Below are 25891 nucleotides of genomic sequence, written 5' to 3' on the forward strand. Positions count from 1 at the left end.
TCTTAAGCAGCAAACGACTTAGTTCCTTCATTCATATTTTTCTCAAGAGTCTCTGTAATTCTATTATCCTCATCTTCGAAATGCCTATTTATTTCATCTAACAAACTTTTGCCATCAACTTTGTAATTCTCTAATTGTTCAGGAATAGCAAGTGTTACTTTGCCGTTTTCATACTCTACCTTACTATCTCGAAACTTAAGGGTGAACTCTAAAATAGCATCAACCCTGCATATTTCCTTATTCGTATCAAGTTCTCTAACAGGCATACTTGGACAATACTGAATATTGAGAGAACCTTGGCTATTATATACAATACTTATCTTTCTATCGTTGGCATGAGGCAAGCTTAGTTTATGCTTAGAGAATATAGGAGAGAGCTGCATTAACAAAGAGCCATCATACCCAGCCTGATTGCAATTAGTAATTAACTCTTCTAATATATTGTCATTTGGAGTTTCTGCCTTAGCATATTTAAACATTTCTGTGAAAACTTGCTTAGCAAATAGGCGGTAATTTGCATTTTTACTCGAAATTAAGTGATTGTGCTGGCAATATGACTCGTGAACATACGCTTTGCTTATTGTTTGCCCATTAATTACAAAATCCATTCTTTCCAAATCAAGTTGTGCTTGCTTGCCAGAATTTGCATTCCTATTATTCTCACCTGCCTTTACTTGACTTAGCAAAGATTGTGTTAGCTGAAATTCCAATTCAATTGCTCTGTTAGTATTTTGTCCTTCCTCAACCTCTGAACAATTGCCTGAATCTCCAGAATGACGATGCTCCTTAATTTCTTCTTGTTCTAAAACTTCAAATTCTTCTTCAGCACCTGAATCTCTGGAATGGCGACGCTCCCTTTCTTCTGCAGTATCTACTGCTGGCGGCATGAGCCCACCAAGTAAATTCCACCCCATGTTTTACCCCCCTGACCATTAGCTAAGTTAACTATAGCATTAAACAGAAATTTTGCCAAGCAAATTATTGAGTCTTTTAGCAAACAGACTTACGTCTTCCATCTCTTCACCTTCCACTATACAAGCTTGATAGAACAATAAGTAAATCATATCTCCAAGTGTTGGATTTTCACCATTTTCAGCGTGAGATTCCATTATGTTTCTTATCAAAGGATGCTTAATGTTAATTTCAAGTACTTTTGGCGTGCGGTAATTTAGCTGCTTCTGTTCACGTAAAAAACGCTCCATACGGAGATCCATAGTTCCTTCATCAACTGCTAGACACACAGGACTATCGGTTAATTTCTTAGAGATCTTTACACTTTTTACTAAGCTTCCAAGAACCTTGGTGAAGTATTCGAGTATAGAATCCGCGTTTTCTTCGCTTTTGTTTTTATCTGATTTATTTTCTTCATCTTTCTTACCTTCTTCTGAAGAGAATTTTTCTAAATCAACATCAGCACGAGTTACAGATTTAAATTTTTGATCTTTATATTCATGAATTACGCTAGTCCAGAAATCATCAACTGGATCAACAAATAGAAGCACCTCCAATCCTTTGCTGACGAATCCTTCAAGTTGTGGACTGTTTTTTACTGAATCGAGACTATTTCCTGTGAGATAGTAGATATGTTCCTGTTCAGGCTTCATTCTGCTTATATAATCATCAATACTAACTAGCTTATCATCACTGGTGCTATGAAATCTGCAAATGGAAAGCAATGCTTCTCTTTCATCAGTTGGCATAGCTTCGCAAAGACCTTCTTTTAACACCGCACCAAAATTGCCCCAGAATTTTGTGTATTCCTCTAAATTATCTTTTGCTTTTTTGCCGAGCTCTGATACCGCGCGTTTAGTTAGGGATTTCCTAATCTGCTCAACAACGCGATTATTCTGCAGTGTTTCTCTGCTGATGTTAAGAGGCAAATCTGGTGAATCAACCACACCTTTCAAGAAACGCAGGTATTGTGGTATAATTTGTACATTATCTTCAGTAATAAATACTTTATTGACATATAACTTTACAGAGCAGCGTCTATCTGGATGAAACAAATCATAAGGCTTGATAGAAGGAATATAAAGCAAATTCGTATATTCTATTGCACCTTCATTTTTATTATGCAGTATCATCCAAGGCTCACCACCTACATGCGCAACACCGCGGAAGAAGTCGTTGTGCTCTTCTTGAGTAACGTCATTTTTTGGCTTAGTCCAAATTGAAGCTTTGCTGTTTAATTTTTCACTTTTTCCCTCTTCATTTACAAACTCAACGGGAAAATTTATGTGGTCAGAGTAAGTAGTAACAATGTTTTCAATACGGAATTTGTCTAAAAATTCGCTTTCTTCAGGACGCATGATGAGCGTAATTTTTGTGCCACGAGAGATTTGACCATCTAATTTGCTGATTGAATACTCTCCATCTCCTTTGGATTTCCACACCCAAGACTCTTCTTCTCCGGCTTTCCTTGATTCTACTATAACTTCTGAAGCAACCATGAAGCTTGAATAAAAACCAACACCAAACTTTCCAATCAGCTCTACAGCTTGGCTCGAATCTTTATTATTCTTAATTGCATCCAAGAATTTTTGCGTACCAGAACTTGCAATCGTGCCAAGATTATCTATTAAATCTTGCCTGTTCATGCCAATTCCATTGTCGGTTATATACAGCTCATTCTTATCTTTATTGGAGCTAATAGTAATCTTCAACTCATCACTTGAATCTAATAAATCAGCATTTAATTGTGATTCATAGCGCAATTTATCACATGCATCTGATGCATTTGATATTAACTCACGCAAGAAAATATCCTTATTAGTATAAAGTGAATGAATTACTATATTTAGTACTTTGCCTACTTCAGCGTCAAATTTTAAACTTTCAGTTTCTTGTATGTTGTGCATTTTGAGCTCCATTATTAGCCTGCTATTCTAATAATTTAAGTATTGCACAGCGATCTTTCAAGGTCATATATGCTAAAATTTATGTGAGCCAATTTGTCATGCAAGCTAAAATGATAAGAAGAGGGTTCTGTTCCACAATTCTCTTTATTCTTAGAATAAGATATCTCTTATTTGCTTCAAAGATTTGTGAGTCTTTGATTCTTTTTCTTTAAAAGTAGTCTCAAGAGAAGTTTTAAGCTTTTCCCATTCTTCCTGACCGTTTAGAATCAAAGCGCTCTCAATCTTCTCCAGTGCTTTTTGAGGTGATGAATATAATTCCTCATACAAATTAGTGTTTACTGACTGTAGTATTACTAAAAATGTAAATAAATTCGGATCAATTTTCGTATAACATAGCTTTATTTTCTTTACGCAGTATTCTATTGCCTGCAATGATAATGAGAAGCTTTCTGCATAAAATATAAAGCTATCTATAATTAAGCTCTTTGATTTTTTCGGCAATTCAATATTTTGAAACAGCTTTCTTGTAAATTTCTCTATTGGCTGTTTTGGCAAATGCAAAGAGAGATCAGTAAAAGATTTTAGGCTGAAATTTGGTCCAAGTATTGTGCTGATTGCTCTTTGCACGTTACTTTTATCTTGACTAACAGAGATAATGAAAACCAGTCCCTCAACATCAAGCATGTACTTTATGGATTCTAAAAAATCGACAATGAATTTAGGACGGCATATATCAAGATTATCGACCATTATATAAATGTTTTTACCTTTTTTGATTTTGTTAACCACATCTGCTAGTTGTATTTTAAAATCTCTAATGTTCTCTTTTCTCCTTTGGAGAAGATTTAATTCACCCAAGACAAAACCTATGTCTTTCTTATCAGCCTCTTTTGCAGCATCGAGAAATACTGAAAGCATAGCGAGTGGAGATTTACTGATTAGTTTTCCTAATGTATTGAGAGAAAATAGTTCTTGGTTTATGTTTTTAAATTGCTGTATAACACTTCTTTTTACTTCGTATGATGCAAATAGATCCTCAAACAGGAAATGTAAAAAAGAAGGCAATGGTTGATCTAGAGCACTAATATCCCATGCGCTGTAATAAGCTGCAATTTCATTTTGCTGCTCTAGATCCTTTACCCATTCTTTCAAAAAAAATGTCTTACCCCACTTATCATATCCTTCTAAGGATACGATCGAAAAAGACTGATCAATTGTCTTAATTATATTACTAAATCTACTTGCAACTTGCTTATAGCCTAAGCAATCACCTTCCCAAGTTGTTACCTTGGGTAGATGTTCCGTTTCTTTTTTTCTGAAGGTTATTAGGGATGTAAGTTTTTTTAAGCACATACCTTACTTTATATTTAACTCATACTCTTGTCTTGACGTCAGCGCTATCTTCAGCGTCCCTTCATCTAGGTAGTCAATTTCTCCACCTATCGGTATACCACAAGCAAGGCGCGATATTTTTACATTCAAATTCTTTAGCAATTCAATTATATATTGTACAGTAACTTGGCCTTCTAATGTCGGATTGATTGCAACAATGACCTCTTCAATTTTAAATTCTGTAACTCTTTTAGGAATGCTATCAAGATTGAGTTCTTTTGGACCTATGCCATTTATTGCTGATAGTCTGCCACCCAAAACATGATACATACCTGAATATATATTTCCTTTTTTAAGTGCCCATAGATCACCCAATTCTTCTACTACACACATTAACTTGGTGTCACGCTTTGGGTTAGTACAAATAGAACACGGCGATTTAGTATCTAGGTTTCCACAAATCTTACACTCTATTATAAGATCTGCTAGCTCTCTAATCAAAGATGCAAGTGGTAGCATGACTCTCTCTTTGTTCTGGAGCAAATGTATAACTAACCTTCGTGATGATGATGGACCTAAACTTGGCAATTTAGAAAAAGCATGAACTAAATTCTTTATATTAATGTTCATTTAACAAATTCAGGATATAGTTTATAAAATGATAACATCAAACCTTTCGTAAAGAAAGCTTAGTTTGATTGGCTATGAAAAAGATTTCCCACTTTTTTTTAGAACTGTCTTGAAAAAATTAATGTAATCACAATCTACTGTAACCTAACTCTGATTCAGGTATAACTGAAATTATCTCACACATTTGCGTAGTTACTACGGTACTTCCTTTTTGAAAATGACGTAATTTATTTTTCAACATATTTCTTTCTTCCACATAACTGTCCGATTCTTTATTCAAACTAGAATTTTTTTCTTCATACTTGGAAAGTATTGTATCGATCAAATAATTAAAAAATAATATTAGACCTGTAGTGTTGGAGAGCAATTCAAGAGAATAATATAACATATCTTCACTCACTTCTTCATTTATTATGTCATGAGAATTTTTATACATTCTAAAACAAGAGCCGAAGGCTGCTAAGCATACGCAAGTAAGTTTTGTTTTGTTTAGGACGCACTTAATTCGCGCTAGTTTTTTATTATTATCTTCTAATTTTATACGCAACTCACTAATTTTACTACTATAGTGCTTAATAAACAATTCTATTGCCTCTTTGTTATTAGCATAATTATATGCTTTGTAAGATTCCTTATCCATAAATTCAGTATCTATATCTCTTGATTTTAGAAGCTCTTTGATTACTTCATTCTTGCCAAGAAGCACAGCTTCGTGTAGAGGTGTGTACTCACTTTCAACATCTTTCCTTCTATTAATATGTTCACGAGTTAAGTGGTCGAAAAGAACTGAAACGCATTTTGAATTATTACCTTCAATAGCCAGAGTAATTACATCTCTTTCGTCTTTGTTCTTAGTATTAATAACTTTAGAAAGCGGCTTTTTATTCTCTTGCTTACGTTCAAAATATTTGTGCTTGTAAAACTCATTCGAACAGTATGGTTCCTTAAGAATAGACAAAAGCTTTTTTACAAAATCAGCACGATTTTTTTTATGGCCAAATGTAAAGGTGTGTCCTGATTTTTCTTATCTTGCAACAATAAGGCATCATACAAACAGCCCTCTTTATATAGAGAATCAATCTCTTGGTCAAAATAGATATCTTCTTCTTCTCCTTCACAGATATTTAATAGCCGTGACCCTATACTTTCTGTAGTACTGTAATCAATTGCAGAGCTACGTTTCACTTTAGATTGATAAAGGTTTATGTTCATACTACCCCCCTGCCTTTAAACAACCCAGCTATACCTCTAAACAGTTCAGCTATACCTGATTCACTCCGAGTGGCACAAGGTGTTTCATCTGGAATGTTAATCTCAACATTTTCACTAGAAAAAAGTTCTAAAACATGCGAGCTGCTTCTTCTACTGGAAAAAGGCACATCGTTCTTTTTATCTTTAATCTCAGCACTCTTTGCATTCAAAGAATTTAGAGAGTGAGCTAAACAATCAAGATCTGTAGCATTTTTAGACTCAAGGTCTTCTGCTTGAAAATTTGCTGCAGTGTTTATTTCACCTTTCATATTTCTTTATTTTACAGGGGTTGCATTTCAGGTAGGGTATCTCATCTTTAAAATTTTTCAACTCTATTTAAAATTTTTTAAAATAGTTTTTGATAAAAATATTTATGACACTAACTTTTTGGTTCTCTTGTTAAACTTTTACAAGACAGAATTATTTTATAGCTAAAAAAATTACTTCCGCGTATTTTGAATCCAATTATAATTACAATTAGAGATATTTATTGAGCTCAAAAATCTATCTTTGTCTGCAGACCTTTTTATTAAACTCAGAAAAAATGTATTCTTCAGTGTATACTTAATTTCTGTCATGTGTGCGCTGCATTTTTTTTTAATCTTTTTTACAGGGGGATTTTATGTCCAGAATTCCAGATATTTGACCTTTACTTTAGCTAATAAAAACCAACTGGTAGCTGCGGTTTTTATAGCTACGTTTCTCAAACAAGTTTCAAATGAATAGATTTCTTGCATAACTGGAATTCAAAAGTTGATGTCATTCTAGCGCGTGACGCTAGAATCCAGTCCTTTTGTGCGAAAAACGTTGTAAAGTAACTTGGTTGGATCCCAGTGGGCTTTTTAACTGTTGAAGAAAAAATATGCCACAGAAAATGAAAGTCAGTAACCAAAACGAATATAACAAATTCCTAAAAAAAGGGGGAATATTTTTCGTTACATCGATGAAGCTATCGAAAATTGGTATGAAAATAGTCCAAAAATGCAGGGCGGCAACTATATTTATAGTGATAAAGTTGTGATTTTGGTGCATATAATCGTTAATCTTTTTAGAATTGGCTTAAGACAAACAGTCGGGTTTATAAAAGGGTATTTGCAACAAATAGGAAAAAATTTGCAGCTATTCACAAGCATCAAAAAAAACTTAATATTAAGATAAATGATTGCAGGATTGATAAAAGCAACATGGAAAATATTGAAATTATCATAGATAGCACAAATTTACAGTAACACTCCTGGCCACAGTAAGGAAAACAGTGCAGATAGAAAGTACCGAAGCTACGAGCAAGTAAGAAAGTTACATGTTATGTTAAGTGTGAATAGTAAAAAAGCTATAGCTGCAAGATACAGTAATGGCGTCTACTCTGACCACTTGCGATTTGCTTGAAGAAGTTAATTTTCAGCACAAAATAAAAGCATTATATGCAGATAGGGCATACGATAGGCAAAAACTTTATAAATTGTGTAAGAAATACGATATAAAGACAAAAGTTCTACCAAAAAAGGATGCAGCAGAACATTCAAAAATAGATTATATGTCTGACAGAAATGCTGCTATCAGGTTAATAAAATTATATGGACAAGATGGTGTAAAAGAGTGGAAAAAGGAAGCGATTTATGGAAAAAGATCTTACATAGAAGGATTTTTCTCAAGGTTGAAGCAAGTGTTTGTTTAGGAATAAATCTGAGATAAATCGAGAAAAAGAACTAAATGCTATTTGCTCAACAAATTCACTGGTATTGGTATGGCTAAATTTGAAATCATTACATAAATTTGTCGTAAACCATCACTGCTTAAGGTGCTATCCAACAAAGCCATCCTAGACTGGGATGACAGAAGAAGAGTATTTTAGGTAACAGCTGTTTACTCCAAAGTAATGTTGCAAAAGGTCTAACATATAAATTATAAGACTAATATAGAATATACCTTGCTAAAAAAAAAAAAAAGTATAACCTTTGATAAGGTATGCAGGCAAAAATTCTGTAACTTGGTCAGGTCAGAAATGAAGCAACCATATCAGAATCTTTTTGGGTTGCATACCTATTTATACTATTTGTTTTATTCTAGGCTATGAACATAGCATTAAAATATCGTCCTAGTAGCTTTAAAGATTTAGTAGGTCAAGATATATTGGTGCGTATACTAGAAAATGCTTTTACTCTCAACAAAATTCCACAATCTATACTGCTTTCTGGTAGCAGTGGAATTGGTAAAACCACCACTGCAAGAATAATAGCTTTATGTTTGAACTGCTCATTGGGGCCAACTTTTGAACCTTGTGGATCATGTACAAGTTGTCTGGCAATAAAAAATTCAAGCCATCCAGATGTAGTTGAAATCGATGCGGCAAGTCACACTAGTGTTGAGGATGTTAGAGCGATCTTGGGAGATATTTGCTATTTACCAATAAGTTCTAAATTTAAAGTTTACATTATAGATGAAGTACACATGTTATCCAGTAATGCATTTAATGCATTACTTAAAACTCTAGAAGAACCACCATCTAGCGTAAAGTTTATTCTAGCAACTACAGAAATAAAAAAGATACCAATAACTGTTATTGCACGTTGTCAAAGGTTTGACTTACATAACATTCCTTCAGCTAAGATAATGGAGCGTTTAAATGATATTGCACAAAAAGAAAATTATTTTATTGAAAAAGAAGCATCGGAATTAATTGCGCACCACTGTAGCAATTCAATGCGTAACGCTTTATTTTTGATGAATCAAGCAGTGCTATATAGCAAAGATGGTACAATATCCACTCAAAGTGTTACAGACATACTTGGTCTAGTAGATAGAAACGTTATATTTGATCTACTGGAAGCAGTATTAGACAGTGATTTACAGAAGGCTTTGTTAGTATTCGACAATGTGGTAAAAACAGCAAATCCGCTCAATATTTTTGAAGATCTACTGCAAACAATCCAGTTAATATGCCGTTTTTTAATTACAAAAGAGATTGATACAGAATATGAGAAGAGCAGAGTAAAAGATTTGAGTGCAAAAAAGTCTTTAATATTTTTTTCGAGATTGTGGAAGGTGCTGCTTAAGGGTATTCAAGATATAAAGGTTTCAACATGCAATGAAATTGCCGCTGAAATGATATTAATTAGCCTTTGTTATCTTTCTGATTTGCCTTCTCCGGAACAGGTGATCAAAAAAATTCTTTCACAGAATGTAGAGCAAGGAAATAGACAGGGCAGACCTGTTGCACCTTCCCCCTCTGTCGTCCAAGTAGCTGACTACTCGGATCCAAAAAAATATGTGGAAAAACCCCACTCTGTCATCCCAGTGCGCGACACTGGGATCCATGTGAAAAATAAACAACAAAATTACGATTTTGATAAGATTTTGCAACTATTAAGGCGGAGTAACCAAATTTATCTTTACAAACAACTGTGTAGTAATCTACAATTAATAGATTGTAAATTTGGGTATTTAAAATTAAAAGCTGTATCTAACTTGAACAATAATTTTTGTAATGACTTAAAAAGTTACTTAAATCAAGCTACTAATCAGGAGTGGGTTATTATAGTTGATACGAGTTATATGAATAGGGAAGTGAGCAATTTAAATTATGCACCTGTAGTTAAGGATATATTAAATACGTTTAAAGGTGCAAAGGTAGTTAATATAGAAAATAAGGAGTAGGTTGTGGATTTCAGTCAAATAATGAAGCAAGCGCAAGAAATGCAAAAAAAGCTTGCGGAAGCCCAAGAAAAATATATTGGAAAAGAGTTTCAAGGTATTTCTGGTGGTGGCAAAGTTTCTATATTAGTGGAAGTTATAAAAATAGGTGGCTATAAAGCTAAAAAGGTAAATATAGACTTAGAACTTATGAGAAATGAAGAAAAAGATATAGTAGAAGATTTAGTGACAGCAGCGTTTAATGATGCCATTAAAAAAGCAGAAGAAGATATGGCAAATGCAACCTCTGATCTTGCAGGTATGATGGGGTTACCACCTGGATTTAAACTTCCTTTTTAAATTTACTACTGAAGTTTGCCTTAATGCAGTAACTAAGTGTTTTCCTTTTATACTAGTACTTCCATGAAGTACATTCATATTACTGCATGAATATGCAGCAATTCACAATGATGAATGCAGATCAGAAGATAAAAAGACATTAGTGAAATAGGTGTCAGAAGATCAAGAGTAAAAAAAGTAGAGTAACTCTATTTATTAATTAATAAAATCTTTGTATTTTCCTAAAAGTTAGTTAAGATACAGAAGGTTTTGTGTTATTAAGTTAGCACTTGACTTAACTTTAGTGATTATTTAGACTGCTAAAGTGGAATTTTAATTTTTTTAACGAGGGCAATTATGCATTATAAAAAGTTTTTTTCGGCAGCTGCTTTAGTGACGTTGCTAAGCCTATCAAACTCTGCTTTTTCATCAGACCCTATTGGTCCAATAAGTGATGAAGAAACTAGCTACTACGTTCGTTTGCAATACAACGGTGAAATTTTACCTTTTTATACAAAAGTTGATGGTATTAAAAATGCAGCAGGTAAAGAAAAGGATAGTCCCTTAACAAGATCTTTTATAGCTGGTGGTGGTGCATTTGGTTATAAAATGGATGACATTAGAGTTGATGTTGAAGGGCTTTACTCACAATTGGCTAAAGATACAGCTGTAGTAAATGCTTCTGAAACAAATGTTGCAGACAGTTTAACAGCATTTTCAGGATTGGTTAACGTTTATTACGATATAGCGATTGAAGATATGCCTATCACTCCATACGTTGGTGTTGGTGTTGGTGCAGCATATATCAGCAATCCTTCAAAAGCTGATACAGTTAAAGATCAAAAAGGATTTGGTTTTGCTTATCAAGCAAAAGCTGGTGTTAGTTATGATGTAACCCCAGAAATCAAGCTTTATGCTGGAGCTCGTTATTTTGGTTCTTATGGTGCTAGTTTTAATAAAGAAACAGTATCAGCTACTAAAGAGATCAACGTCCTTTACAGCGCTGTTGGTGCAGAAGCTGGAGTAGCGTTTAATTTCTAGTCTATCTTTGTCTTATTATCCCAGTGGGTTTTTCTTGTCATTCAAGTAGCATGACACTGGGATCTAGAAAAAAGAAATGTGAATTCCAGTGTTTGAGCACTGGAATAACACATTATTTATTTAATGTAGTTTTTATCGTTACACGCTAGCAATGTTAATCAGGTAGCTGATACTGAAGTGTATTGCTACTAAGATCTCAATTAGATGTAAAATTGTGCTTTTTTAATTAAAGCTTGAATTTTTCACTGAAAATCAATATATTATATGTATAGAGTTTTAATTTAAGTTATTATGTTGACCCCAGTAGCAAATTTATGTGTTAATAGTAGCACTAATCTCATGCAATATATTGCTGAAGTGCGAAAATTTCCTATGCTTTCCCAAGAAGAGGAAGTGCGATTAGCAAAAAATTGGCAAGAATACCAGGATATTTCTTCTGCTCACAGGTTGATTACTAGCCATTTGAATTTGGTAGTAAAAATTGCAATGAAATTTAAGAATTACGGTCTATTGTTGATGGACCTGGTCATGGAAGGAAATATGGGTTTAATGCATGCAGTGAAAAAGTTCAATCCTGACTTGGGATTTCGTTTTTCAACTTATGCAGTATGGTGGATTGAAGCTTCAATGAAAGACTTTATATTAAAATCTTGGTCACTTGTAAAGATAGGTACAACGCAAGCACAAAGGAGATTGTTTTTTAGTTTACGTAAAATAAAAAAAAGAATTTTACAATACACAAACAGAGAAACTTTGAGTAAAGAAGAAATAAAAGCAATATCAAATGAGCTTTCTGTATCTGAAGAAGATGTTGTACAGATGAGCTATCGTCTGGCTTGTAAGGATCAGTCGTTAAATAATTGTATAAAAATAGGTGATGACTCTAAAAAGGAGTTACAAGATATGATTCCGTGTAATTTAGTTAGTCAAGAAGTAGCTTACCAGAATCATGAAGAAAAGGCATTAAAAGAAACAATCTTAAGCAATGCATTAGCAAGTCTTAATGAAAGATCAAGAGACATTTTCATTAGCAGATACTTGTCTGAGAATACTCAGACTTTGGATGAGCTTAGCAAAAAATATTGTGTTTCAAGAGAAAGAATAAGACAGCTGGCTGAGCAAGCGATGAGTAAGGTAAAACAACATATAAAATCAGAGAGTTTGAAATTCGGTTTACATGCGTAGTCTTTTCGTATTTCTAATATTTCTTTCAATAGACACTCTTGCATCGGTTAGTAATGTACAACTGAGCGAAAAATATAAAGACTGGTTTGTTTATACTGCATTGGAAGATGGTGAAAAAGTGTGTTATATTGTATCTCATCCTAAGAAAAAAAGTGAACATTATACAGCCGATCGCAAGCCGTATGTAATGGTCAGTTACGTTGATAAAAAAGCAGATGAGGTGAGCGTCACTTCTGGCTTTCAGTATAATAATGAGCCTGTAGTTCTCAATATCGATAAAAAAATTAAATATCAATTGCCAATAATACAGGGAAGTCTTGCGTGGACAGATGATACAAAAATGGACCAAGATTTGATTCTAAAAATGAAGCAGGGATTATCAATGGTAGTTAATGGAAAAGTAAAAACAGCAAATGTTGATGATACTTATTCCTTGCTTGGGTTTCAAAAAGCTTACAAAAAAATGCACGACTTATGCCATACAAAGTAAATTATTGATCACTAAAGTATAAGATAGGCTGTTTTGTCTCTCAGACAAAAATATGGATATCACTTTACATAGAATATGAATATCATTTAAAATATATTTTTGAGAATTAATATGTCAAAAATTGTAGATATAGGAATCAAAGAACAAAGTTCTGTGTGTGAACAAATGCGTTTTAGTGTAAGTCGTGCAAGTCTTTTAAATACGCTATCCAGAGTGAGCGGGGTGGTTGAAAGGCGCAACGCGATAGACGTTTTAGCGTGTATAAATATCAAAGCACAACATGGCAGCATAAAACTAAAGGCTACTGATCTTGACATTTCAATATTTGCCTCACTTACTGCAAATGTATCAGCAGAAGGAGAAGTGAAAATCTCAGCACATACTTTACATGACATAGTGAAAAAATTGCCAACTAATTTGGATGTCAATTTCGAAATGAATAATCAAGGAAAATTATTGATATCCTGTGGAAATGCAAATTTTTCTTTACCGAACGTAGTTTCAAATAACTTCCCTGTTCTTGAAGAAGGTGATCATCAATACGATTTCACTCTACTAAGTGCAGATTTGGTAGACTTGTTGACTAAAACGAAGTTTGCTGTGTCGCTGGATGATACAAGGTATAATTTAAACGGGATATATCTGCATACAGATGAGCAATTTCTGTACTGCGTTGCAACTGATGGCCACCGTTTATCATGTATAAAAAGGCCTAAACCTGAAGATATCAACGGCGAATTTGGGGTGATCATTCCACGTAAAACTATCATGGAATTATTGAAAGTATTGTGTGATTGTAATGAGATTAATATAAAACTTTCAGATAGAAAAATCAAATTTACATGTGGTGAGTATATTCTAATATCAAAATTGATAGATGGGACTTTTCCAGATTACAAAGCTGTCATTCCAACGTCTCAAGATAAACAAATGATTGTTGAGAGTAGTAAGCTTGCTAGCGTTATAGATCGGGTTTCTGTTGTTGTGTCCGATAAAATAAAATCCATTAAATTTTCATTGCAAAAGAATTTATTAACTCTGCATTCAAACTCTCAAGAGTGTAGTGATGCAACTGAGTCTATAGAGGTGGATTACGATGGAGCTCTTATGGAAGTAGGATTTAATTCTCGTTATTTGCTTGATGCTTTATCTTGTATAAAAAACAAATGTAAGGTCAGCCTATCAGATGGTAATAGCGCTACAATTATCACTGATGAAGATGATCCAAGTGCACTATATATAGTAATGCCAATGAGGACTTAAGCTAGTAATCTATCTTTACTAAGTATAAGCCGTGAGGCGGCGCAGTGACCCCAGCGGCGTTTCTTTTGCATTGACTTAATATATTTAACATTTCTTGTGGATTAGTTCTATTTTTTCCAAATTCAACTAAAGTGCCAACAATAATCCTCACTTGGTTATGCAAAAAGGAAATCGCAGATATTTTGATGTATATGTGACTTCCATTTTGTACTATATCAATATCATCGATTGTTCTGACCGGATTTGTAGCTTGACAATCTTTTGAGCGGAAGCTTGAAAGATTATGTTTTCCAAGCAGGTGTCTAGCAGCTTCACGCATGATGTTTACGTCAAGTGGGTTAAATACTTGCCACACATAACCGATTTCCAGAGCTGCAGGAGCGTAGCGATTAATTATTCTATATTCATAATATCTTTTTTTTGCTGAAAATCGCGCATGAAATGCATCATCTACGGCTTCTGCACTAAGCACAACTATAGGAATAGCTTTTAAGTGATAGTTTATTCCATTTCTTATTCTGTAAAGCTCAAATTGCCTTTCCATATTGAAATGAGCAACTTGCCCTAAAGCATGAACCCCTGTGTCAGTTCTGCCACCACAATGCAAAGAGACTCTCTCGCCACTAAAATTAAATATAGCGTTTTCTATGGTTTCCTGAATTGAGTTAGCAGAGTGTTGTTGCTTTTGCCAGCCAGAGAAACCACTACCATTGTATTCTATCGTTATTTTGTATCGCACTACAAAGTCTATCTATCTAATTTTAGGTAACTAACGTTCTTCGTTATTAAAAAACCCTTGGCAGATTGGTTGCGTTCAATTACCATGGAGACTATACAAGTTAATAAATGATCCATGGCACATAATCCAGAAGAAAGAAATAATGATAAGCAAAAAGCACTAGATAATGCAATAAGTCAAATTGAAAAAGCATTCGGTAAAGGTGCAATAATGAAGCTAAAGCAAAACCCTGTAGAAAAAATAGACACGATATCTACAGGGTCGATTGCACTTGATTCAGCTCTGGGTGTTGGGGGATTGCCAAAAGGACGTATAATTGAGATATTTGGCCCTGAGAGTTCTGGTAAAACCACCCTTGCTTTGCATGTAATTGCTGAAGCACAGAAAAAAGGAGGTTTATGTGCATTTATCGATGCGGAACACGCACTGGATGTTATATATGCTCGTAAACTTGGAGTGAAAACTGATGATTTGGTAATTTCACAACCAGACACTGGAGAGCAGGCGTTGCATATTGTTGAGTATTTAGTGTGTTCTAGTGCAGTTGATGTAATAGTTATTGATTCTGTTGCAGCACTAACTCCAAGAGCTGAAATTGAAGGGGATATGGGCGATCAGCACATGGGATTGCAAGCAAGGCTTCTAAGCCATGGACTCAGGAAACTAACTTCTGTAGTTTCAAAAGCAAACTGTATATTGATATTTATCAACCAAATTCGTATGAAAATAGAAGTAGTATATGGAAATCCTGAAACTACCACTGGTGGAAATGCGTTAAAATTCTATACTTCTATAAGACTTGATATAAGAAAAGTTGGTGCGATAAAGGATAAAGAGAATATTACGGGTAATGAAACGAGAGTTAAAGTTGTAAAAAATAAAGTCGCTCCTCCATTTAGAGAGGCAAAATTTGATATAATGTATAATGAAGGCATATCAAAACTTGGGGAAATAATAGATATAGGAGCAAAACTTGGTGTCCTTGAAAAGGCAGGCGCTTATTATTCATATAACAATACGCGTCTTGGGCAAGGAAGAGAAAATGTAAAAAGCTACCTCAAGGCGAATAAAGAAATTGCAAATGAAATAGAAACAAAAATCAGAGATTTATTTAAAAATCACGATAACTCTATTGCAATAGAAGAGGAGCGTGAACAACTTCTAGAAGAATCAGTATTCTAATCTAGATGCTTGTATTGGGCAGTATTCAATTGCTACACTAAAGTTTCACTCTCAACCGAGTTGATGAAAGCTGCGTTATCTCCTTGCAGCATTAGATGTATATTCTTTGCTATTTTTTCCACTAAGAGGATAGCGTTATCAAAATTTTCAAATTTTGATAATACATAATCTGCTAAGCTTTTCTGACCTTCGGGCCTGCCTACTCCAAATCTTAAACGCCAATAATCGTTACCAATAAAGCTATCTATAGACTTAAGTCCATTGTGTCCAGCAGAACTACCACCTTTTTTTACTTTTATTCTTCCAAATTTTAAGTCAGCATCATCATGTATGACAACAATATTGTCTAGCGATAATTTGTAAAAATTTTTTATTTTTGCAACAGGAATACCTGAATTATTCATAAACGAATAAGGCTTTATTAGCATAACTTTATTATTGTTAATTATGCCAGAGGTTATCAAGTAATCGGCTTTCTTAGAAAATGACTGAAAATTCCAATATTTGTAGATTGCGTCAATAACGATAAAACCAATATTATGATGAGTTAACTCATATTGACTACCAGGATTACCAAGCCCAGCTATTAAATGCACTACTCCTCTGTTTTTGTTTGAGTCTCTTCAACATCACTATCGGCAGCAGAGATTGTTACAATGGTGAAATTTTCTTCCTCATGAGCTACAAATTTAACACCTTCTGGCAATTTTACATCATTGATATGTATAGACTGACCAATCATTTTGCCAGACAAATCAATTTCTATGACTTGAGGTATTTTCTCAGGAGAGCATTTGACAGTAATAGAACGACACAGAACATTAAGCACTCCACCTAATTTGATTCCTGGTGATTTACTTTCATTGATGAATGATAAAGGTATATCTATTTTAATTTCACTACCTTTATCAACAAACTGAAAATCAACATGTTGCACAGTATCCTTTACTACATGCCATTGAATATCACGAACAAGAGCATATTCTTTTTTCCCTGAAATATCTAGTTCTATTAAATGTGCAGAAAGAGCACCTGATTTATATTGTTTAGTAAATTCCTTTGCAGACAATGTCAAATTTACGTTATCATGCCCTTTACCATATATAACTGCAGGTATACTTCCCTTCTCCCTCAGAGCCTGAATCGCTTTCTTTTTTTTTACATCACGTAACTCTGCATTAATTGTTACCATTTCTTGCTGTGCCATCGATTACTCCTATTCAGCTAATCCTTTTTATATAATTTAATAATATAACATAAAAATATTTATTTCAAACTTCATTCTTTCACACTAATTCTTTGTGGAAAAATTTATTTAGATATATACTTAAGATTACGTAGTAAGAGCTATGGGTATTAACGATCAAGTGGTTTTTAAGATTTATAAGCCAACAAAAACTGCAACACAATCTGGCTTAGGTAATACAAAATTCTGGTACCTAAAAATTGAGCCTTGTTCTTACTATATTGAACCTTTGATGGGATGGGTTGGCTCAAAAGATCCCCAAAAACAGATTGTATTAAAGTTTGATTCTCTTGAAAAAGCAATATCTTACGCAAAGAAACACAACACAAAGTACACAATTGAAATGCCAAAAGATGTTAAAAGACTGCCAAAATCTTATGCAAATAATTTCGTATCAAAGTAAGTTTTATCGTAGTGTGTTTATCTAAAAACCTAAACCTAATCGTTACTATGATTTTGCTAACACACTAAGGTCATTTAGATAGTCGAACCTGGCTAGCTAGTATCAAAGAGTTATTTTTTAGGTATTTCTCCGTAAGACTGCAAGTTTTTTTGGATTACTCAAATAACTTCATTCTGCTTGAAGAACTTTTATGTTGCTTTGCACTAAATTAATTTCACGTTTTATTTGTGTTAGCTATTTATTTAGTGAGTGGACATGTAATTTTACCTTAAATAACCCTATAATAAAAACATAGTTATTGAGATAATACAGAAGGTTCTCATGACAACCTCTGTATAGCTCTTAATTTTGCTGAACGCGCACGCGGATTTGCATTTATTTCTTCCGCACTTGCTTTAATCACTTTTTTGTTTAAAAGGGAGAATGTCTTGGTAGGTCCTGGTTCACACAAATCTTTAAAAAGGGTTTTAACTATACGATCTTCTAGAGAATGAAAGGTAACTACAATTAATTTGCCGTTTTCACTTAAAATCTCAGATGCAGCTTTAATACCCTTTTTAAGCTCTCCTAGCTCATCATTTACCCATATTCTGATTGCCTGAAATGTTCTAGTTGCAGGGTCAATCTTGCTTTTTCCACGAAACACTACAGAACGTACAATATCCGCAAGTTCAAATGTGGTTTTGATAATTTTCTTCTTCCGCGCATTTACTATCGCTCTTGCGATTTTACGAGAATGACGCTCACCCCCATAATTATATATAGTGTTCGCAATCTCTTCTTCACGTAAAGCGTTAACAAACGTCGAAGCATTCATATGAGAATAGTTATCCATGCTCATGTTAAGTGGGCCATCACGTAGAAATGAGAATCCTCTATCTCCATTATCAAGCTGCATAGATGAAACTCCAACGTCGAAAACTATTCCATTGATACCTTTAATATTATTACTATCTAATAAATTTTTAATATTACTAAATTTCTCAATAAATAGATTTATTCTATCAGGGTATTTAACGTTCAGATCATCATAAAATTTGGTAACTGTTTCATCCCTATCAATTGCATACACTTTGCAATCAGCGGATTCCAATATTGCTTTGCTATATCCTCCAGCTCCAAACGTGGCATCCACATATATACCACCACTGTGTGGTGACAATTGCAGTAGCATCTCTTTTAACAAAACTGGAATATGTGTCATATCAAGAGACTTTGTGCACTTAAATTAAAATAACTTTCTCGCCAAAAAATATATGGAAATATATAGGTGTAGTATAAGAATATTTAAATATAATCAACGATATAAAAATTTAATAAGATAATATTATTAATATAACATTTACATAATTCACGTTTGAAAAAGTAAGTAATATTACTATAATATCAAACAAATTACGGAAGATTTCGTGCAACAAATAACAAAAGTAATACTATCAAGTTTAATTTGTAACACTTTGTTGTGGTATGATCACATGCTTTTCAGCCATCTAATAAGCATAATCGGAGATGTGTTTTTTCCATCAGACGACAAATTAGTCAGCATACTTAAAGCTTTTGGAGTGTTTGCAGTGGGTTTCTTAATAAGACCAATTGGTGCTGCTATATTTGGCCACATTGGAGATAAATATGGAAGAAGGATTGCTCTATTTCTCTCTATCATATTGATGACTCTATCAACCGTACTTATTGCATTTGTTCCAGGGTATCAGAACATTGGGGTACTCGCATCAGTACTGGTGGTATGTTTAAGATTATTGCAGGGTATATCTCTTGGAGGAGAGGCAGGAAATGCCCCATTTTTAATAGAGCATGCTCCTAAAAATAAAAGAGGATTCTTTGGCAGTATTGAAGTATTGAGCGCAATTCTTGGCTCAATATTAAGTCTTATAGTGGTGCTTATATGCAAAAAAGTATCCGATTTTGAATCTTGGGGATGGAGATTGCCTTTTATTTTCAGTTTTGTAATAGGATTAATCAGTATATATATGAGATATATACTCGATGAAAGCCCAGAATATAAAAAGCAGGAAAAGCCACATGAATTACCGTTAAAAGAACTGTTAAATGGCTATAAAAAACCTTTTCTAATATCAATTGGAGTTGACATAGTTGAGAATGCATCTCTTTACATATATTTAGTGTTTTTTAATCTACTTGCATCAACAATAAACACTCACTTTAATCACGCAGTAGAAATATTGAATCAGGTTGCACTTGGAGGATTGACTATACTATTTGCAATACTTTCTGATAAGGTAGGGAGAGAAAGAGTCATGAAATTTGCATTTGTGACTTTTATAGTAGTAAGTTATCCAGTTTTTTCAATGATACTAAGTGGTAATAATTTGCTCACCATAATGGCGCACGTTCTTTTTATAATCCCAATAGCTGCTTCTCTTGGTCCTGTTAGCGCGTTTATGTGCGAATTATTCCCAATAAAGGTACGATACAGTGGATTTGGTTTATCAAGAAATATAGCTTCGGGATTTTTTGGTGGTCTTGCACCATTTATATGCACAACTATTATCAAAGTTACAGGACAAGGAACTTTAGCAAGTTTTTACATGATTTTCTGTGCACTAATTGGGTTAGTTGCTATATCACAAGTTAAGAGTTAGATTTTTTCAAAAACTAAGTGTTTAAAAAATCTAATCATAAGGTGGAAAATGCCAATTTTTAGGTGATAGTGTAAATATTTCAACTCCATCTTTTGTGACTCCAAGCGTATGCTCAAACTGTGCAGAAAGTGAAAGATCACGTGTTGTCACTGTCCAGCCATCTAGCTTGCTGAGCAGAGTTTTATGTTTTCCAGCATTGATCATTGGTTCTACCGTAAAAAACATGCCTTCTTTTAAGATAAGATCCTCACCTTCATCATAAAAATGTACAACATTTGGTGGAGCATGAAAAACCTTTCCTATGCCATGTCCACAATAATTGCGTGCGATAGAATATCCAAAATCTTCAATATATTTTTCTATAGCAAATCCTATTTCATTTAACTTATTTCCGGGCTTAACTTGTTTTATCGCTTCCATTAGCGCATTGTAGGCAGCATTACACAAACGCTTTGCTTTTATTGAGGGTTTACCAGTCCAAAACATGCGACTTGTATCACCATACCAGCCATTTAAAATCACTGTAACGTCAATATTTAAAATATCTCCATCTTTAAGAGGTTTATCATCAGGAATACCATGACATACAACAGCATTTTTCGAAGTACAAATTGATTTCGGATATCCCTTATAATTCAGTGGTGCTGGAATTGCACCTGCATTGATTATAAAATCATGACATAGATCATTTAATTCATTAGTTGTTACGCCTACTTTGACGTATGGTGCAATAAAATCAAGGGTTTTAGCTGCAAGCCTGCCAGCTTTACGCATAAAGTCAAAGTCTTCTTGTGAATGTATAGTTATGTTCATATTTTCCATTTCTTATTATAATTCACATCTTGCATAGTAGATAATGTCATTCCACTGCTTGACACATAATTGTACGAATATTGAATGCAAAAGTACAAAAAATAGTGTCATCAGAATGCCTTTTTTTCCTGTCATCCCAGTGTCACGCACTGGGATGACAAGAGGAGAACTACTGGGATGACAAGGGGAGAGCTACTAAATGACATCTTCAATTTCTGTGTGTCAAGCACTGAAGAGGTCTCTCCTATTTTCTCTTGATGAATAAATCTAAGTAGAGTATAGTAAAAATGCATTTATGTAGCGGTTAATGAGCAATTTAGTTTTAGTCTATATAACTTTTTCAAACTTGAAAGAGGCTAAGGCTATTTCTGAAGAATTGTTAAACGAGAAGTTAATTGTGTGTGTAAATATATTTCCTGAAGTAAATTCTCTGTATTTATGGGAAGGTAAAATTAATAGTAATTGTGAAGTAGTGGCAATTATGAAAAGTAGGAATGATCAGGCTGATAAGATTGTAGAAAAAATCGAGGCAATGCATTCTTATGATCAACCAGCCGTTGTGATAATACCCATAGGAAAAGCGAATAAATCTTTTACTAATTGGGTTAATAATGTTATTGATATAAAAAATATTGGGGTGTAGCCAAGTGGTAAGGCAGCGGTTTTTGATACCGCCACGCGAAGGTTCGAATCCTTCCACCCCAGCTTTATTGAAGTGTGCGTGAAATGATATCACTTTTTTATAAATTAAGGTTATTTAATTACATACTGGGCAGTTTGAAAGATATAGTTGTCAAGCTATTTCTTTTCACTCTGTATCTTTATACATCGAGCATTATGCTCATGTTTCTCACCAATGGCTTTTGGTATACTGTAGAGTTTAGCTCTTTCAAAAATGCATTTTACCATTTGTATCAATATTTAAAATGGTATTATGAAAATAGAGATGATTTGGGTTATGGAGTTTCTATTAGAATATTAGTAGCGTTTCTTACTCCGCATTTTCTCTACAAATTATTTTCTGGCACAGGCTGGAAGTCTTTTTTCAAGGAGAAGATAGTTCAGATACTCAGCAGAAGAAGAAAAATGAGTAATAAACCAAATGGCAGTAGTTATGGTTATAGTAATAAGAACAGTTACGGTAACAATAATCTTCAAGAGGCAGAACGGAAAGTGAATATGATAAAGCAGCTATTAATCCAAGATATAGATGAAGCTATAGAAAAAAGATTAAATGATATTTTTCTTGGTGAGAGGGGTAAACCTCATTAAAAGGGCTTTATCTTTTTTAGAATTGGCTGTATTTTATTTTTTATGTATAACAGATCACAGTCAGCCAGTATACATGTTTCAACAAAATCTTGACTGAAGTCTGATAGCCAGGAAATTGCTTTACGTTTCTCTATCAAGCTTTCTGTTTTTTTACAGTTACTTGCTGCATCAATCATTGCCTGTGATATCACTGATTGCCACAGTATGCAGTACCTTTGTATATCATCTAAAGTGCTATTTGCTTCGTGATGGTAAAAAAATTCTTTGAAATTGAAGTTATTTGACATTATGTACCTCTTTAAGTTGAAAATTAGAATTTGAAGTAGTGCGAAAGTTGTCTTGCTGAAGCGAGTAGCCTTTATGACAGTCAGACCGGGTTTTGTATGAGCTATAAATGTTTAAGAAATTCTCTAGAAGCATCTGGATCGGTAGAGCCGGGTAGCAAAATAAGGTAGACGAGAAAAGACAACTATAGAAAAAAATGATCAATGCGCAACACTGGAAAATTGATTACAAATAAGACAACATTTTCGATCAAAAACCAGTGTCTGAGCACTGGCATTATAAAGAAACCTATGTCAGCTACTTGCATGACACCGATTTCTCTCTTATACTTTTTTTGTCTATCTTATTTTGTCACTCTGCTGAACAGATAATTTTCGCCAATAAGCTTTCTACTGAATTTTTGTTATTGAGCTCGCACAGATCAAAGACAAGTTTTGAGTCAAAAATACCTTAATATTATAATAAGGGGCTGGTAAAATGTGTCTAGTAAGTTTTCTTCTCTATGCAACTGCACCTCAAGCTAATAATGGACCATCAGGCGTATTACCAATTACATTGATCTGGTTTAATATTTTATTAGTGGGGTAAAAATAATTTTTTATAAACTCCTTATATATAGCTGTTAATTTATGTATATCGTCTATTGATACGCATTCATTTACCTGATGTGCGGTTTTGTTGATCATACCAAATTCAATTACTGGACAAATATCCTTAATAAACGCAGCATCAGATGTACCACCACTTGTGCTCAGTACAGCATCAATACCGGTCATTTTATTTATCGCATCAAGCATAATATCAGTATTTCTATCAGGAGTAGAGAGAAAAACGTTTCTGCTGCTTTGCATAGAAAGTTTATAATCGTTAGTCACATTGGTGCATATTGCATCAATCATCTTATATAAAACGTCTGGTGTTTGTGTATTGTTATATCGAACATTAAAACCTGCTGCTATTGAACTAGGTATTAGATTATTAGTATTATTTCCAACGTCGATAGTAGTAATTTCGCAATGTGAAGGCTGAAAATATTTATTACCAGTATCAAAAGTGATATCTTTTATCTTACTTAGTATCGATACCATTTTATATATTGGATTCTCTGCTAGATCTGGGTAGGCAACGTGCCCTTGTTTACCATGGCAAATCAATTTAAATGTTGCAGAACCTCTTCTACCTATTTTTACTGTATCACCTAATTTCTCACTACTAGTTGGTTCGCCAACTACACAAAAATCTATCTTTTTTTGCTTACTTTTCATCCATTCCAAAACTTCCTTTGTTCCATGTTCTTCCGCGCTTTCTTCAGCACTGGTAATCAATGCACTGATTGAACCACTGAATCGAAACTTACCTGCAACTGAATCTACGATAGCAGCAATAAATGCGGCTATTCCACTTTTCATATCAGCTGCTCCTCTTCCATATAGCATTCCATCTCTAATTTCTGGCTTAAATGGATCAGATATCCAATCTTTTAACTCACCTGGTGGTACAACATCAACATGTCCAGCAAAACACAAGTTTGGTACTCCATTTATATATTTCGCATAAAGATTTTTAACTTTATCACCAAACTCTAAAATCTCACATTCAAAACCACTTTTCTTGAGAATGGCTGCTATATGCTCTATTGCCCCATCGTCTTTTGGTGTTATACTTTTAAAAGAAATTAATTTCTTAGTTAGTTCTACAGGGTCAATCTTCATACCAATCTTGAAATACTAACATTACCGTATTGTAAACATTCTATGCGATATTTAAAACAAATATTACAGCACACAGAACAAGTTCTTATTAGGGAAGTAACAGTACTTGCTGATAATATCTATAAAATATGTAGACAATATGGAAATGACATTTTTCTGATTGCAGATGAAAATACAGCAAAACTTTTAAACAAAAACATACTTAATAAAGTTTCTCATTTAATTATTCCAGCCACACCTGTCATTCCAGCGCGTGACTATGATGGATCGCAGTGTCACGCTACTTGGATGACACCAAATAGACTGAACAGAGCTGCTTCCCTCCAAGCTGTAAACCTAGTTAGAAATAAAGCAAAAGATAGTGACTTAATGGTTGCATTTGCAGTGGCACTGTTAATGATATCTGTAAGTACGCAAGCTATTTAGAAGGCAAAGACTACATATCCTTTCCAACAGCTGCTTCCATGAATGGATACAGCTCTGCAAACGCTTCAATATTAGTTGATGGATATAAAAAATCGTTCGGAGCACATCTTCCAAAGGCAATATACATTGATACCGATATAATTGCCAACGCACCACCACGCCTCACATTAAGTGGATTTGCAGATTTCATCTGCCGTTCAACAGTACAAGCCGATTGGCTATTATCTCATCTATTACTTGGCACAGAATATAATGAACTCCCCTTTAAACTTGTTCGCAATCTGGAGGAAATTTTGCTCAGAGAACACTTGGCACTTGCTAAAAAAGATAAAAGAGTAGTTTTATTACTTATGGAAGCCTTATTGATTTCAGGACTCGGAATGGTGATGTCAAAAGGCAGTTACTCTGCAAGTCAAGGAGAACATATGATAGCTCATGCAATTGAGATGGTAACACAGGATTATTCCTCCTCGTTACATGGGGAAAAAATTGCTGTGACAACGATTACCATGGCTAACTTGCAAGAGGAGATATTGTCAATACGAAACCCGATTACCAAACCGATCACTTTAGATGTAAAACATATAACTCAGTGCTTTGGTAATACCGAATTTATAAAAATTCTAAAGCAGAAGCAAATGATGCAGCAAAAAATTCAAGAGATTATTTGCAAAGAATGGAGTAATATTTCTAGTTTAATTAAGCAAAATTTACTATCTGCAAAACACCTGCAGAAAGTATTTGAAGATCTATCAATTCCGTACTTACCGGAGCATCTTAATTGGAACAAAGAGCAATATTGCAAGGTAGTCAATCTTACATTTGCAACAAGAGATAGATTCACCTTTCTTGACCTGGCTGGTTGTATAGAAAAAAGTTAGATTTTGTGTATTCGTTCAGTAGGGTAGCAAAATAAGATAGACAAAAACACAGTAACAAATGGTGTCATGCAAGTAGCTATCCAGCCTTTCTTAACAACAAAAACTTAGCATGACTTTTGTGCTCAAAAAACTTCTGGATTCCAGCATCAAGTGCTGGAATGACATGGTAAAATATTATTCAAGTAGCCTCTATCCCAGTACCTATTCGGTGTCATTCAAGTCAACTCTTTTCTTGTCATCCCAGTGCCTAGACACTGGGATCCAGAAAACTTCACTTTAAATGAGTGCATTA

Annotated in this window: 25 protein-coding genes, 1 tRNA gene, 1 other RNA gene and 2 pseudogenes; 15 read left to right on the forward strand and 14 right to left on the reverse strand. The window is 34.0% G+C overall.

Features of this window, described 5'->3' with window-relative positions:
• Positions 1–2 precede the first annotated feature (2 nt).
• From OPR44_RS00815 to OPR44_RS00845, 7 genes are all read right to left on the reverse strand, one after another.
• Positions 3–914 carry a hypothetical protein gene (locus OPR44_RS00815; RefSeq protein WP_265015045.1) on the reverse strand — a complete coding sequence of 304 codons (912 nt, stop codon included), beginning with the start codon at positions 912–914 and terminating at the stop codon, positions 3–5.
• A gap of 39 nt (positions 915–953) precedes the next feature.
• Positions 954–2858, reverse strand: coding sequence for a molecular chaperone HtpG (htpG, locus tag OPR44_RS00820; protein ID WP_265015046.1), 1905 nt, complete (start codon positions 2856–2858; stop codon positions 954–956).
• A gap of 150 nt (positions 2859–3008) precedes the next feature.
• Positions 3009–4211, reverse strand: coding sequence for a KAP family P-loop NTPase fold protein (locus OPR44_RS00825; RefSeq protein WP_265015047.1), 1203 nt, complete (start codon positions 4209–4211; stop codon positions 3009–3011).
• Positions 4212–4214: 3 nt separating this feature from the next.
• Positions 4215–4820 carry a recombination mediator RecR gene (gene recR / locus OPR44_RS00830; RefSeq protein ID WP_265015048.1) on the reverse strand — a complete coding sequence of 202 codons (606 nt, stop codon included), beginning with the start codon at positions 4818–4820 and terminating at the stop codon, positions 4215–4217.
• 127 nt (positions 4821–4947) lie between these two features.
• Entirely contained in the window at positions 4948–5778 is an 831-nt protein-coding gene (locus tag OPR44_RS00835) for an ankyrin repeat domain-containing protein (RefSeq protein ID WP_265015049.1), read from the reverse strand.
• Positions 5779–5786: 8 nt separating this feature from the next.
• Positions 5787–6032 (reverse strand): hypothetical protein, encoded by a 246-nt coding sequence (locus OPR44_RS00840; protein WP_265015050.1) that lies wholly within the window; start codon positions 6030–6032, stop codon positions 5787–5789.
• Positions 6029–6340, reverse strand: coding sequence for a hypothetical protein (locus tag OPR44_RS00845; protein WP_265015051.1), 312 nt, complete (start codon positions 6338–6340; stop codon positions 6029–6031). Before OPR44_RS00845 ends, OPR44_RS00840 begins: the two co-directional genes overlap by 4 nt.
• Positions 6341–6933: 593 nt before the next feature.
• Between OPR44_RS00845 and OPR44_RS08825 the strand changes: the two are divergent.
• The 8 genes and pseudogenes from OPR44_RS08825 (at position 6934) to dnaN (ending at position 14019) form a co-directional block, all read left to right on the forward strand.
• Positions 6934–7842 (forward strand): annotated as a pseudogene (locus tag OPR44_RS08825) (transposase).
• A gap of 187 nt (positions 7843–8029) precedes the next feature.
• An RNA gene (gene ffs, locus OPR44_RS00865) (signal recognition particle sRNA small type) lies at positions 8030–8119 on the forward strand.
• 22 nt (positions 8120–8141) lie between these two features.
• Positions 8142–9725 (forward strand): DNA polymerase III subunit gamma/tau, encoded by a 1584-nt coding sequence (dnaX, locus tag OPR44_RS00870; protein ID WP_265015053.1) that lies wholly within the window; start codon positions 8142–8144, stop codon positions 9723–9725.
• Positions 9726–9746: 21 nt separating this feature from the next.
• The gene (locus tag OPR44_RS00875; protein ID WP_007302329.1) at positions 9747–10061 is read left to right on the forward strand and encodes a YbaB/EbfC family nucleoid-associated protein; all 315 of its coding nucleotides are present in this window, start codon (positions 9747–9749) and stop codon (positions 10059–10061) included.
• 336 nt (positions 10062–10397) lie between these two features.
• On the forward strand, positions 10398–11081 hold the full coding sequence (locus tag OPR44_RS00880; RefSeq protein ID WP_264375068.1) for a P44/Msp2 family outer membrane protein: 684 nt from the start codon (positions 10398–10400) through the stop codon (positions 11079–11081).
• A 291-nt stretch (positions 11082–11372) separates the two neighbouring features.
• On the forward strand, positions 11373–12266 hold the full coding sequence (locus OPR44_RS00885; RefSeq protein WP_012481951.1) for an RNA polymerase factor sigma-32: 894 nt from the start codon (positions 11373–11375) through the stop codon (positions 12264–12266).
• Complete coding sequence (locus tag OPR44_RS00890) at positions 12259–12756, forward strand: invasion associated locus B family protein (RefSeq protein WP_265015054.1); 498 nt, start codon at positions 12259–12261, stop codon at positions 12754–12756. Before OPR44_RS00885 ends, OPR44_RS00890 begins: the two co-directional genes overlap by 8 nt.
• A 111-nt stretch (positions 12757–12867) precedes the next feature.
• Complete coding sequence (dnaN, locus tag OPR44_RS00895) at positions 12868–14019, forward strand: DNA polymerase III subunit beta (protein WP_264377447.1); 1152 nt, start codon at positions 12868–12870, stop codon at positions 14017–14019.
• Between the two features lies 1 nt (position 14020).
• Here dnaN and truA read toward each other — a convergent pair whose 3' ends face one another.
• Complete coding sequence (gene truA, locus OPR44_RS00900; RefSeq protein ID WP_264336495.1) at positions 14021–14758, reverse strand: tRNA pseudouridine(38-40) synthase TruA; 738 nt, start codon at positions 14756–14758, stop codon at positions 14021–14023.
• Positions 14759–14872: 114 nt separating this feature from the next.
• Between truA and recA the strand changes: the two genes are divergently transcribed.
• The gene (recA, locus tag OPR44_RS00905; protein ID WP_265015055.1) at positions 14873–15940 is read left to right on the forward strand and encodes a recombinase RecA; all 1068 of its coding nucleotides are present in this window, start codon (positions 14873–14875) and stop codon (positions 15938–15940) included.
• 32 nt (positions 15941–15972) lie between these two features.
• Here recA and pth read toward each other — a convergent pair whose 3' ends face one another.
• Together pth and OPR44_RS00915 are read right to left on the reverse strand one after the other, a co-directional pair.
• Positions 15973–16536 carry an aminoacyl-tRNA hydrolase gene (pth, locus tag OPR44_RS00910; RefSeq protein WP_265015056.1) on the reverse strand — a complete coding sequence of 188 codons (564 nt, stop codon included), beginning with the start codon at positions 16534–16536 and terminating at the stop codon, positions 15973–15975.
• The gene (locus OPR44_RS00915) at positions 16536–17147 is read right to left on the reverse strand and encodes a 50S ribosomal protein L25/general stress protein Ctc (RefSeq protein WP_264375064.1); all 612 of its coding nucleotides are present in this window, start codon (positions 17145–17147) and stop codon (positions 16536–16538) included. Before OPR44_RS00915 ends, pth begins: the two co-directional genes overlap by 1 nt.
• A 142-nt stretch (positions 17148–17289) precedes the next feature.
• Here OPR44_RS00915 and OPR44_RS00920 point away from each other — a divergent pair, with 142 nt between their 5' ends.
• Positions 17290–17589, forward strand: a complete 300-nt coding sequence (locus OPR44_RS00920) for an ETC complex I subunit (protein ID WP_264375063.1) — start codon at positions 17290–17292, stop codon at positions 17587–17589.
• Positions 17590–17908: 319 nt separating this feature from the next.
• Here the strand turns inward: OPR44_RS00920 and rsmH are convergent, their stop codons facing one another.
• Positions 17909–18793 (reverse strand): 16S rRNA (cytosine(1402)-N(4))-methyltransferase RsmH, encoded by an 885-nt coding sequence (gene rsmH / locus OPR44_RS00925; RefSeq protein ID WP_265015057.1) that lies wholly within the window; start codon positions 18791–18793, stop codon positions 17909–17911.
• Positions 18794–18998: 205 nt separating this feature from the next.
• Here rsmH and OPR44_RS00930 point away from each other — a divergent pair, with 205 nt between their 5' ends.
• A complete protein-coding gene (locus OPR44_RS00930; RefSeq protein ID WP_012481950.1) occupies positions 18999–20210 on the forward strand; it encodes an MFS transporter in 1212 nt (403 codons plus the stop codon).
• 30 nt (positions 20211–20240) lie between these two features.
• Here OPR44_RS00930 and map read toward each other — a convergent pair whose 3' ends face one another.
• Positions 20241–21023 carry a type I methionyl aminopeptidase gene (map, locus tag OPR44_RS00935; protein WP_265015058.1) on the reverse strand — a complete coding sequence of 261 codons (783 nt, stop codon included), beginning with the start codon at positions 21021–21023 and terminating at the stop codon, positions 20241–20243.
• Between the two features lie 307 nt (positions 21024–21330).
• Between map and cutA the strand changes: the two genes are divergently transcribed.
• The 3 genes from cutA to OPR44_RS00950 all read left to right on the forward strand — a co-directional run bounded on the left by cutA (position 21331) and on the right by OPR44_RS00950 (position 22295).
• On the forward strand, positions 21331–21666 hold the full coding sequence (cutA, locus tag OPR44_RS00940) for a divalent-cation tolerance protein CutA (RefSeq protein WP_264377446.1): 336 nt from the start codon (positions 21331–21333) through the stop codon (positions 21664–21666).
• Positions 21657–21728 (forward strand) — tRNA-Gln (locus tag OPR44_RS00945). The genes cutA and OPR44_RS00945 overlap by 10 nt, the downstream gene beginning before the upstream one ends.
• Before the next feature lie 21 nt (positions 21729–21749).
• On the forward strand, positions 21750–22295 hold the full coding sequence (locus tag OPR44_RS00950; protein ID WP_265015059.1) for a hypothetical protein: 546 nt from the start codon (positions 21750–21752) through the stop codon (positions 22293–22295).
• Here the strand turns inward: OPR44_RS00950 and OPR44_RS00955 are convergent.
• Complete coding sequence (locus OPR44_RS00955) at positions 22292–22582, reverse strand: hypothetical protein (RefSeq protein ID WP_265015060.1); 291 nt, start codon at positions 22580–22582, stop codon at positions 22292–22294. The two genes, OPR44_RS00950 and OPR44_RS00955, sit on opposite strands and share 4 nt — an antisense overlap.
• Before the next feature lie 513 nt (positions 22583–23095).
• Positions 23096–24292, reverse strand: coding sequence for a succinyl-diaminopimelate desuccinylase (dapE, locus tag OPR44_RS00960; protein ID WP_264377444.1), 1197 nt, complete (start codon positions 24290–24292; stop codon positions 23096–23098).
• 42 nt (positions 24293–24334) lie between these two features.
• Here dapE and OPR44_RS00970 point away from each other — a divergent pair.
• Positions 24335–25599: pseudogene (locus tag OPR44_RS00970) on the forward strand (iron-containing alcohol dehydrogenase).
• Positions 25600–25891: the final 292 nt, after the last annotated feature.

The organism is Wolbachia endosymbiont (group B) of Camptogramma bilineatum, assembly GCF_947251825.1.
Lineage (GTDB): Bacteria > Pseudomonadota > Alphaproteobacteria > Rickettsiales > Anaplasmataceae > Wolbachia.

Bases quoted from the DNA above. Each gene is read 5' to 3' on its own strand.
- OPR44_RS00815 (WP_265015045.1), bottom strand. From the start codon at position 914: ATGGGGTGGAATTTACTTGGTGGGCTCATGCCGCCAGCAGTAGATACT.
- htpG (WP_265015046.1), bottom strand. From the start codon at position 2,858: ATGCACAACATACAAGAAACTGAAAGTTTAAAATTTGACGCTGAAGTA.
- OPR44_RS00825 (WP_265015047.1), bottom strand. From the start codon at position 4,211: ATGTGCTTAAAAAAACTTACATCCCTAATAACCTTCAGAAAAAAAGAA.
- recR (WP_265015048.1), bottom strand. From the start codon at position 4,820: ATGAACATTAATATAAAGAATTTAGTTCATGCTTTTTCTAAATTGCCA.
- OPR44_RS00840 (WP_265015050.1), bottom strand. From the start codon at position 6,032: ATGAACATAAACCTTTATCAATCTAAAGTGAAACGTAGCTCTGCAATT.
- OPR44_RS00845 (WP_265015051.1), bottom strand. From the start codon at position 6,340: ATGAAAGGTGAAATAAACACTGCAGCAAATTTTCAAGCAGAAGACCTT.
- dnaX (WP_265015053.1), top strand. From the start codon at position 8,142: ATGAACATAGCATTAAAATATCGTCCTAGTAGCTTTAAAGATTTAGTA.
- OPR44_RS00875 (WP_007302329.1), top strand. From the start codon at position 9,747: ATGAAGCAAGCGCAAGAAATGCAAAAAAAGCTTGCGGAAGCCCAAGAA.
- OPR44_RS00880 (WP_264375068.1), top strand. From the start codon at position 10,398: ATGCATTATAAAAAGTTTTTTTCGGCAGCTGCTTTAGTGACGTTGCTA.
- OPR44_RS00885 (WP_012481951.1), top strand. From the start codon at position 11,373: ATGTTGACCCCAGTAGCAAATTTATGTGTTAATAGTAGCACTAATCTC.
- OPR44_RS00890 (WP_265015054.1), top strand. From the start codon at position 12,259: ATGCGTAGTCTTTTCGTATTTCTAATATTTCTTTCAATAGACACTCTT.
- dnaN (WP_264377447.1), top strand. From the start codon at position 12,868: ATGTCAAAAATTGTAGATATAGGAATCAAAGAACAAAGTTCTGTGTGT.
- recA (WP_265015055.1), top strand. From the start codon at position 14,873: ATGGCACATAATCCAGAAGAAAGAAATAATGATAAGCAAAAAGCACTA.
- OPR44_RS00915 (WP_264375064.1), bottom strand. From the start codon at position 17,147: ATGGCACAGCAAGAAATGGTAACAATTAATGCAGAGTTACGTGATGTA.
- OPR44_RS00920 (WP_264375063.1), top strand. From the start codon at position 17,290: ATGGGTATTAACGATCAAGTGGTTTTTAAGATTTATAAGCCAACAAAA.
- rsmH (WP_265015057.1), bottom strand. From the start codon at position 18,793: ATGACACATATTCCAGTTTTGTTAAAAGAGATGCTACTGCAATTGTCA.
- map (WP_265015058.1), bottom strand. From the start codon at position 21,023: ATGAACATAACTATACATTCACAAGAAGACTTTGACTTTATGCGTAAA.
- cutA (WP_264377446.1), top strand. From the start codon at position 21,331: ATGAGCAATTTAGTTTTAGTCTATATAACTTTTTCAAACTTGAAAGAG.
- OPR44_RS00950 (WP_265015059.1), top strand. From the start codon at position 21,750: ATGATATCACTTTTTTATAAATTAAGGTTATTTAATTACATACTGGGC.
- OPR44_RS00955 (WP_265015060.1), bottom strand. From the start codon at position 22,582: ATGTCAAATAACTTCAATTTCAAAGAATTTTTTTACCATCACGAAGCA.
- dapE (WP_264377444.1), bottom strand. From the start codon at position 24,292: ATGAAGATTGACCCTGTAGAACTAACTAAGAAATTAATTTCTTTTAAA.